Source organism: Streptomyces sp. NPDC111520 (assembly GCF_055635295.1).
Genome location: NZ_JBVKBW010000004.1, coordinates 435,236 through 444,922, shown reverse-complemented (window position 1 = coordinate 444,922; position 9,687 = coordinate 435,236). Strand labels below are relative to the sequence as shown.

1 protein-coding gene is annotated in these 9,687 nt (G+C 73.7%); it reads right to left on the bottom strand.

What is annotated here, in order from left to right; genetic code table 11:
- Positions 1–48 precede the first annotated feature (48 nt).
- On the bottom strand, positions 49–9,684 hold the full coding sequence (locus ACZ7MY_RS11820; RefSeq protein WP_499601210.1) for a type I polyketide synthase: 9,636 nt from the start codon (positions 9,682–9,684) through the stop codon (positions 49–51).
- Positions 9,685–9,687 lie beyond the last annotated feature (3 nt).

The following is a 9,687-nucleotide window of genomic DNA, read 5'->3' as shown; positions in this document are numbered from 1 at the left end:
ACCTTCGCGCTGCTGCTGCCTGCTGCGTGCTGCCTGCTGTCCGCCTGCTTAAATCCCGAGCTCCTTGTCGATGAAGGCGAAGAGCTCGTCGGGCGTGGCCTCTTGGAGCTTTTCTGTAACGGCCTCGCCACGGGAATCGGTGTGCGGTTCACCCCACTTCGCCAGGAGGGCCTGCAGACGCAGCGCGATGTCGGTACGGGTCGGGGTGTCCGCGGCGTCCGGGTCGAGCACGGACAGCGCGGACTCGAGCTTGTCGAGTTCCGCTATGCCGGGGGCGGCGCCGGGGCCGCCGTCCGGGACGATCTCGCCGAGCAGGAAGCCGGCCAGGACGGCCGGGTTCGGGTGGTCGAAGACGAGGGTGGCCGGCAGCCGCAGTCCGGTCGCGGCGTTCAGCCGGTTGCGCAGCTCCAGCGCGATGAGGGAGTCGAAGCCGAGCTCCTTGAACGCGCGCTGCGCGCCGACCTCGTCGGTGGTCGGGTGGCCGAGGGCCGCGGCCGCGTGGGTACGGACCAACTCGGCGACGGCCAGGCCTTGTTCGGCCCGCGGCATGACCTCCAGGCGGCGGCGCAGCGCCTCCGCCGGGGAGAGCCCGGCACCGGCCGGATCGCCGTCCGCCCCGCCGGAGCGGGCCGCCTCCGCCAGCCGCCGCACCGCGGGCAGGTCGGCCAGGAACGGGCTCGGCCGCACGGCGGTGTGGCCGGGCGCGAACCGCTCCCACTGGATGTCGGCCACCGCGACGGTCACGTCGCCCAGGTCGAGGGCCTGCTGGAGCGCGCGGATCGCGGAACCGGGCGCCATCGCCGGCACGCCGCCGCGGTCGAGGCGTTCGCCGATCGCGCCGCCCGCCGCCAGTCCGCTGTCGCCCCAGCGGCCCCATGCCACGGAGGTCGCAGCCAGCCCCTCGGCGTGCCGCTGCTCCGCGAGGGCGTCCAGATAGGCGTTGGCCGCCGCGTAGTTGCCCTGCCCGCCGTCGCCGAGCGTTCCGGCGACCCCGGAGAAGAGCACGAACGCGGACAGGTCCAGGTCGCGGGTGAGCTCGTGCAGGGCGAGCGCCGCCTCCGCCTTGGGGGCGAGGACGGTCGCGAACCGTTCGGGCGTGAGCGCGTCGATGACACCGTCGTCGAGCACACCGGCGGTGTGGACGACGGCGGTCAGCGGGCGGTTCGCGGGGACGGCGCCGATGAGCGCGGCGAGGGCGTCGCGGTCGGCGACGTCGCAGGCGGCGACGGTCACCTCCGCCCCGAGCGCGGTCAGTTCGTCGCGCAGCTCGGCGGCGCCGGGGGCGTCGATGCCCCGGCGGCTGGTCAGCACCAGGTGCTCGGCGCCGTTCGCCGCGAGCCAGCGGGACACGTGCGCCCCGAGCGCACCCGTACCGCCGGTGACCAGCACCGTGCCGTGGGGGCTCCAGGCCTTTCCGGCCGGCGCGTCGGCGGCGGGCGCGTGGGCCAGCCGGCGCGCGAAGACGCCGGAGGCCCGGACCGCGACCTCGTCCTCCGCGCCGTCCCCGGCCAGCAGGCCCGCGAGGCGGGTGAGTGTGCGGTCGTCCGCGGTGTCCGTGCCGGGCAGGTCGACGAGACCGGCCCAGCGGTCGGGGTACTCCAGGGCGGCCGTCCGGCCGAAGCCCCAGATGAGTGCCTGGGCGGGATCGGTCACCTGCTCGGAGCGGCCGGTGGCGATCGCGCCGCGGGTCACGCACCACAGGGGCGCGGTGACTTCGGCGTCGCCGAGTGCCTGGACCAGGGCGGCAGTCGCCAGCAGTCCGGCGTGCTCGCGCAGCGGGGCGCTGCCGCCGCCGAGGGCGAGGAGGGAGAGGACACCGCCGGGCGCGGTGCCGTCGAGCGTGGCCTTCACGGTCGCCGTCAGCTGCTCGCGGTCGGCCGTGCCGTGCTCGACGCGCACGGCACGCACCTGCGCCCCGCGCTCGGTGAGCATGCGCTCGACGGCGGCCGCCCACTCCTCGTCCGCGCCGGTGAGCGCGCCGGGGACGGCGAGCAGCCAGGTCCCGGTGAGGCGGGCGGAGGCCGGCTCGGGCACCGGCTTCCACGTGACGCGGTAGCGCCAGCCGTCGACGGTGGACTGCTCACGGCTCTGCCGACGCCACGAGGACAGCGCCGGAAGCAGCGCGGTCAGCGGCTGGTCGGCGTCGACGGCGAGTTCAGAGGTGATCGTGTCGAGGTCCTCGCGTTCGACGGCCGCCCAGAAGCGGGCGTCGATCTCGCTCTCCACCGGCGCCTCGAACGCGGGCGCCGGGGCGTTCTCGGGCCAGAACCTCTGCGACTGGAAGGCGTAGGTGGGCAGGTCCACGCGCTGTGCGCCGGTCCCGGCGAACACCGCCTGCCAGTCGACGGAGGCACCGTGGACGTAAGCCTCGCCAAGGGAGAGCCAGAACCGCTCCAAGCCGCCTTCGTTGCGGCGCAGCGAACCCAGGACGGCCGCCTCACGGCCGGCGTCCTCGACGGTCTCCTGCAGCCCGACGGTGAGGACGGGGTGCGGGCTGGACTCGATGAACACCCCGAAGCCCTGCTCCAGCAGCGTCCGGACCGCCTGCTCCAGCTCGACGGTCTGCCGCAGGTTGCGGAACCAGTACCCGGCGTTCAGCTCGGGTCCGGTCATCCACTCGCCGGTCACGGTCGACAGGAACGGCACCTGCGCCTCACCCGGGGTGATCGGCGCCAGCAGCTCGGCCAGCTCGTCACGCAGGAGGTCGACCTGCGCAGAGTGCGAGGCGTAGTCCACCGCGATCCGCCGCGCCCGGACGCCATCCGCCTCACACGAGGCCAGCAGCTCATCCAGCGCTTCGACCTCGCCCGAGACCACCACGGAGGACGGGCCGTTCACCGCGGCAACGGAGATCCGCTCCTCGCCCCACGCCGCGATCCGCTCCCGCACCTGCGCGGCCGGCAGCGCCACCGACACCATGCCACCCAGACCCGCCAGCACCCGACCGATCGCCTGACTGCGCAGAGCCACCACGCGGGCGGCGTCCTCCAGCGACAGGATCCCCGCCACGCACGCCGCCGCGATCTCACCCTGCGAATGCCCGATCACCGCCGCCGGACGCACCCCGGCCGCCTTCCACACCTCCGCCAGCGACACCATCACCGCAAACAGCGCAGGCTGCACCACGTCCACGCGCTCCAACGACGGAGCACCCTCCACACCACGCAGCACATCGACCAGCGACCAGCCGGTCAACGGCTCCAGCGCCTGAGCGCACTCCTCCATCCGGGCAGCGAACACCGCTGAAGCGTCCAACAGCCCTTCGGCCATGCCTACCCATTGCGACCCCTGTCCGGGGAAGACGAAGACCGTCCTTCCCCCGATCGCGGACCCCTGCACCAGGACCGGTGAGGTCTCCCCGGCGGCCAGGGCGGCCAGGGCGGTGACGACGTCGGCGCGCTCGCGGGCGACGAGGACAGCGCGCTGGTCCAGGGCGCCGCGGGTCGTGGCCAGGGAACCGGCCACGTCGACAAGTCGCAGGTCAGGGTGGGTGGCGAGGTGGTTCAGCAGGCGTTCGGCCTGGCCCCGCAGGGCCTTCGGCGTCCGCGCGCTGAGGGTCCAGGGCAGGGTGGTGAACGGGCTCGGAACGGAACCGTCAGGGGTCACCCCGGTCAGTAGGGGTGTCCGCTCCGGTTCCGGGGTCATGTCCTGCGCGGACCCCTGGGCGGCGTCGGGGGCCTGCTCGATGATGGCATGCGCGTTGGTCCCGCTGAAGCCGAACGACGAGACTCCCGCGCGCCAGGGGCGTCCCGTCTCGGGCCACGGCCGTGCCACGGTCAGCAGGTCGACCTCGCCCGCGGTCCAGTCGACGTGCGGGGTGGGCTCGGCGATGTGGAGGCTGCGCGGCAGCTCGCCGTGCTCCATGGCGAGCACGATCTTCATGACGCCCGCGACTCCGGCGGCGGCCTGCGCGTGGCCGATGTTCGACTTGATCGAGCCGAGGAGAAGAGGCCGGCCCTCGGGGCGGTCCTGGCCGTAGGTCGCGAGCAGCGCCTGCGCCTCGATGGGGTCACCGAGTGTGGTGCCGGTGCCGTGCGCCTCGACGACGTCGACGTCCGCGGCCGACAGGCGCGCGTTGGCGAGGGCCTGGCGGATGACGCGCTGCTGGGAGGGGCCGTTCGGGGCGGTGAGGCCGTTGCTGGCGCCGTCCTGGTTGATGGCGGAGCCGCGGACGACCGCGAGCACCGGGTGGCCGTTGCGGCGCGCGTCCGACAGCCGCTCCACGAGCAGCATGCCGACGCCTTCGGCAGGGCTGAAGCCGTCGGCGTCGGAGGAGAACGCCTTGCAGCGGCCGTCCGTGGACAGTCCCCGCTGGCGGCTGAACTCGATGAAGGTGCCGGGCGTCGACATGACCGTCACGCCGCCAGCCAGGGCCACCGAGCACTCCCCCGCCCGCAGCGCCTGGACGGCGAGGTGCAGGGCGACGAGCGAGGCGGAGCAGGCCGTGTCGACGGTGACCGCCGGGCCTTCGAGACCGAAGGTGTACGAGATGCGGCCGGAGACGACACTGCCGGCGCTGCCGGTGGCGAGGTGCCCTTCGAGGCCTTCGGTCGCGGTGCGGGCGAGTTCGGCGTAGTCCGAGCCGTTCGTACCGACGAAGACGCCGGCCTGGCTGCCGCGCAGGGTCTGCGGGTCGATGCCGGCCCGCTCGAACGCCTCCCACGAGGTCTCCAGCAGCAGCCGCTGCTGCGGGTCCATGGCCAGCGCCTCACGCGGCGAGATCCCGAAGAACCCGGGGTCGAACTCGGCCGCCCCGGACAGGAATCCGCCCTCGCGGGTGTACGAGGTGCCCTGCGCGTCGGGGTCGGGGTCGTACAGCGCCTCGATGTCCCAGCCGCGGTCGGCAGGGAACTGGGAAAGGGCATCGCCGTCGGAGACCAGCAGCTGCCACAGCTCCTCAGGCGTGCGCACCCCGCCGGGGAAGCGGCACGCCATCGCGACGATAGCGACGGGTTCGGCGTCGAGGACCGCGGCGCTGGGCGTCGGGACAGCGGACGCCGCCCCGCCCTCCCGGCCGAACATCTCCTCGCGCAGGTACCGGGCGAGGACGGTGGCCGTCGGGTAGTCGAAGACAAGGGTGGGCGGGAGCTTGAGGCCGCTGGCGGCGACCAGGCGGTTGCGGAGCTCGACGGAGGTCAGCGAGTCGAAGCCGAGCTCCTTGAACGCGCGCCCCGCCTCGACCGCTTCGGGGCCTGCGTATCCGAGCACGGCGGCGACGGCGGTACGGACGAGGTCGAGGAGCAGCCGCTCCTGCTCGGCCGCGGGCTGACCGGCGAGCCGCCGGGAGAACTCACCGGCGTCGCCGGCGCCCTCGGTCGCGTCGGTACGGATGCTCTCGACGGCGGCGCGCGCCTCGGGCAGGTCGTGCAGCAGCGGCCGGGACCGGCCGGAGGTGAAGGCGAGGACGAAGCGCTTCCACTCCATGTAGGCGACGGTCAGCGTCGCCTCGTCCCGGTCCAGCGCATGCTGGAGCGCTGCGACGGCCCGCTCCGGGTCCATCTCGATGACGCCGTGCCGGCGCATGCGGTCGCCGACGGCGCCCTCCGCCATTCCGCCGTCGCCCCAGGGGCCCCAGGCGATCGCGGTCGCGGGCAGCCCGGCCGCCCGGCGGTGCTCGGCAAAGGCGTCCAGGAAGGCGTTGCCCGGGGCGTAGTTGCCCTGTCCGGGCGCGCCGAAGGTGGCGGCGAAGGACGAGAACAGCACGAAGGCGGAGAGGTCCAGGTCGCGGGTCAGCTCGTGCAGGTGCAGGGTCGCATCGACCTTGACGCGCAGCACCGCCTCCACCTGCTCGGGGGTCAGCGCCTCGATCACGCCGTCGTCGAGGACGGCGGCGGTGTGCACGACGGCGGTCAGGGGGCGGTCGGCGGGGACGGCGCCGATGAGCGCGGCCACGGCGGCGCGGTCGGCGACGTCGCACGCGGCGACGGTCACCTCGGCGCCCAACGCGGTCAGTTCGTCACGCAGCTCCGCGGCGCCGGGGGCGTCAATGCCGCGGCGGCTGGTCAGTACGAGGTGCTCGGCGCCGTTGGACGCGAGCCAGCGGGCGACGTGCGCGCCGAGCGCACCCGTACCGCCGGTGACCAGCACCGTGCCCTGCGGTCGCCACGCGCGGACGGTGCTGGTCTCGGCGAGCCGCGCACGCACCAGACGTCGCGCGAGCAGGCCGCCCGGGCGTACCGCGACCTGGTCCTCGGCCGCGTCGCCCGCCAGGACGCCGGCGAGCCGGGCGAGCGCCCGGTCGTCCACGTCGTCCGTGCCGGGGAGGTCCACCAGGCCGCCCCAGCGTTCGCCGTGCTCCAGCGCGGTCACGCGACCCAGACCCCAGATCAGCGCCTGCGTCGGGTACTCCAGCCGCTCGGAGCGGCCGGCGGCGACGGCGCCGCGGGTCACGCACCACAGCGGCGCGGTCACCTCGGCGTCACCGAGCGCCTGGACGACGGAGAGCGTGGTGACGACAGTGCCTGCGGCGGTGCCCGAGGGCGTCGACAGGCAGACGACACCGGACACGCCGGGCCCGTCGGCGAGCGCTTCGCGTATGCGTGGGGTGAGTTCGGCGCGCGTGTCGTCGCTCTGGACGACGGCGATCCGCCGCACGTCGGCGCCGCGGTCGATGAGCGTGCGCTCGACGGCGGCCGCCCACTCCTCGTCCGCTCCGGTGAGCGTGTCGGGGACGGCGAGCAGCCAGGTGCCGGTGAGGCGGGCGGAGGCGGGCTCGGGCAGGGGCTTCCACGTGACGCGGTAGCGCCAGCCGTCGACGGTGGACTGCTCACGGCTCTGCCGGCGCCACGAGGACAGCGCCGGAAGCAGCGCGGTCAGCGCCTGGTCGCCGTCCACGTCCAACTCGGCCGTCAGGGCGGCCACATCGTTGCGCTCGACGGCCTCCCAGAAGCGGGCCTCCACGCTGGCGGCGGGAGCGGCGGCCCCAACAGCCTCGGGGGTTCCGCTCTCCAGCCAGTAGTGCTCGCGCTGGAAGGCGTAGGTGGGGAGGTCGACATGGCGGGCGCCGGCTCCGGCGAACACCGCCTGCCAGTCCACGGACGCGCCGTGCACGTAGGCCTCGCCAAGGGACAGCCAGAACCGCTCCAGACCGCCTTCGTTGCGGCGCAGGGAGCCCAGGACCGCGGCCTCACGACCGGCGTCCTCCACGGTCTCCTGCAGCCCGACCGTCAGGACGGGGTGCGGGCTGGACTCGATGAACACCCCGAAGCCCTGCTCCAGCAGCATCCGGACCGCCTGCTCCAGCTCCACGGTCTGCCGCAGGTTCCGGAACCAGTAACCGCCGTCCAACTCCGGCCCGGACATCCACTCGCCGGTCACCGTCGACAGGAACGGCACCTGCGCCTCACCCGGGGTGATCGGCGCCAGCAGCTTCCCGAGTTCTTCTTCGAGCAGGTCGACCTGCGCGGAGTGCGAGGCGTAGTCCACCGCGATCCGCCGCGCCCGCACCCCGTCCGCCTCGCAGGCGGCCAGCAGCTCATCCAGCGCCTGCACCTCACCGGAGACCACCACAGAGGAGGGGCCGTTCACCGCGGCAACGGAGACCCGGGCCTCGCCCCACGCCGCGATCCGCGCGCGCGTCTCGTCTGCGGGCAGCGCCACCGACACCATCCCGCCGAGACCCGCCAGCACCCGGCCGATCGCCTGACTCCGAAGAGCCACCACCCGGGCGGCGTCCTCCAGCGACAGGATCCCCGCCACGCAGGCCGCCGCGATCTCACCCTGCGAATGCCCGATCACCGCCGCCGGACGCACCCCGGCCGCCTTCCACACCTCCGCCAGCGACACCATCACCGCAAACAGCGCAGGCTGCACCACATCCACGCGCTCCAGCGACGGAGCACCCTCCACACCGCGCAGCACATCCACCAGCGACCAACCGGTCAACGGCTCCAGCGCCCGCGCGCAATCCCCTATCCGGGCAGCGAACACCGGCGAGGAATCCAGCAGTTCCACGGCCATACCGACCCATTGCGAGCCCTGACCCGGGAACACGAACACCGTCTTGCCACCGACAACACGCCCGGACACCACACCCGCCGTCGGCACACCCTGCGCCACCGCCGACAGCCCCGCCGCATGGTCACCCAGCACCACCGCACGGTGCTCCAACGCCGCCCGAGACGACGCCAACGACCACCCCACATCAGCAACCGAAGCCGCCGAACCAGCCTCACCATGAAGCCAGCCCGACACCCGCTCCGCCTGACCCCGCAACGCCGCCACGCTCTTGCCCGACAACACCCACGGCACCACCGCAGGACCACCGGAGGGCGAGGCGGCTTCATCCTCGACCTCAAGCTCCGGCGCCTGCTCCACGATCACGTGCGCGTTCGTCCCACTGAACCCGAACGACGACACACCCGCCCGCCGCGCACGCCCCGAATCCGGCCACACCACCGCATCCGACGCCAACGCCACCGCACCCGACGCCCAATCCACATGCGGCGACGGCTCATCCACGTGCAACGACTTCGGCACCACCCCATGCCGCATCGCCAACACCATCTTGATGATGCTGGCGACGCCGGCCGCGGCCTGCGTGTGCCCGATGTTCGACTTGATCGAGCCGAGCAGCAGGGGTTGTTCGGCCGTGTGCTCCTGCCCGTACGTTGCGAGGAGGGCCTGCGCCTCGATGGGGTCGCCGAGCGTCGTGCCGGTGCCGTGCGCCTCCACCACGTCGACGTCCGCGGCCGACAGGTGCGCGTTGGTGAGCGCCTGGTGGATGACGCGCTGCTGCGACGGGCCGTTCGGCGCCGTCAGGCCGTTGCTCGCGCCGTCCTGGTTGATCGCCGAACCCCGCACCACCGCCAGCACCGGGTGGCCGTTGCGCCGCGCGTCCGACAGCCGCTCGACCAGGAGCATGCCGGCGCCCTCGCCCCAGCCCGTGCCGTCGGCCGCGGCCGCGAAGGGCTTGCAGCGCCCGTCCGCCGCGAGACCGCGCTGACGGCTGAACTCGGTGAACGTCGACGGGGTGGCCATGACGGTCACGCCGCCGGCGAGCGCCATGGAGCACTCCCCCGCGCGCAGCGCCTGCACCGCCAGGTGCAGCGCCACCAGCGACGACGAGCAGGCGGTGTCGATGGTGACGGCCGGGCCCTCGAGACCGAAGGTGTAGGCGACGCGCCCGGAGGCGATGCTGCCGCTGCTGCCGGTGCCGAGGAAGCCCTCGACGCCGTCGGGGACGGAGTCGAGGCGCGCGGTGTAGTCGTGGTACATGACGCCCGCGAAGACGGCCGTCCGGCTGCCGCGCAGCGAGGACGGGTCGATGCCGGCCCGCTCGAACGCCTCCCAGGACGTCTCCAGCAGCAGCCGCTGCTGCGGGTCCATGGCCAGCGCCTCACGCGGCGAGATCCCGAAGGGGGCGGGGTCGAAGCGGCCGGCGTCGTACAGGAAGCCGCCCTCGCTGACGTAGCTGGATCCCGCGCTGTCGGGGTCGGCGTCGTACAGCGACTCGACGTCCCAGCCGCGGTCGACCGGGAAGGCGGAGATGGCGTCCTCACCGTTCGCGACGAGCCGCCACAGGTCCTCGGGGGTCTGCACGCCTCCGGGGTAGCGGCAGCTCATCGCGACGATGGCGATGGGCTCCTCGTTCTTCTCCTCCACCTCGCGCAGCCGCCTGCGGGCCTGGCGCAGGTCGGCGGTCGCCCGCTTGAGGTAGTCGCGAAGCTTGTCCTCGTTCTCCATTGC

Coding starts and splice junctions, on each gene's coding strand:
- ACZ7MY_RS11820 (WP_499601210.1), bottom strand. CDS start 9,684: ATGGAGAACGAGGACAAGCTTCGCGACTACCTCAAGCGGGCGACCGCC.